The organism is Sulfitobacter sp. HI0040 (assembly GCF_001634885.1).
Taxonomy (GTDB): Bacteria; Pseudomonadota; Alphaproteobacteria; order Rhodobacterales; family Rhodobacteraceae; genus Sulfitobacter.
In genome coordinates, this window is sequence record NZ_LWEX01000465.1 from 1 (window position 1) to 520 (window position 520).

A 520-nucleotide genomic window follows, 5' to 3' on the forward strand; every position below is an offset into this window, starting at 1 on the left:
TTGTACACCCGTGGCGATGACAAAATCTTCGGGCGTATCCTGTTGCAGCATCATCCACTGCATCCGCACGTAGTCTTTTGCATGGCCCCAATCGCGCAGCGCGTCGATATTGCCCATGTGGAGGCAGGGCTCCAACCCCTGCGCGATATTGGCCAGACCGCGGGTGATCTTGCGGGTCACGAAAGTCTCTCCGCGACGGGGGCTTTCGTGGTTAAAGAGGATGCCGTTACAGGCATACATGCCATAGGCCTCGCGGTAGTTCACGGTGATCCAATAGGCATACATCTTGGCCACCGCATAGGGGCTGCGCGGGTGGAAAGGTGTTGACTCGGTCTGGGGAATTTCCTGCACGAGGCCGTAGAGTTCAGAGGTTGATGCCTGGTAGAAGCGGGTCTTCTTTTCGAGCCCCAGAAAACGGATCGCTTCGAGTAAGCGCAGCGTGCCAATCGCATCGACATCAGCGGTGTACTCAGGCGACTCGAAACTCACTGCCACATGGGATTGCGCGCCCAAATTATAC

At 56.9% G+C, this 520-nt stretch carries 1 protein-coding gene; it reads right to left on the minus strand.

The genetic code is table 11. The features are described from left to right. A partial coding sequence (locus A3728_RS19025) for a GDP-mannose 4,6-dehydratase (protein ID WP_150120889.1) occupies positions 1-520 on the minus strand: 520 nt, incomplete at both ends.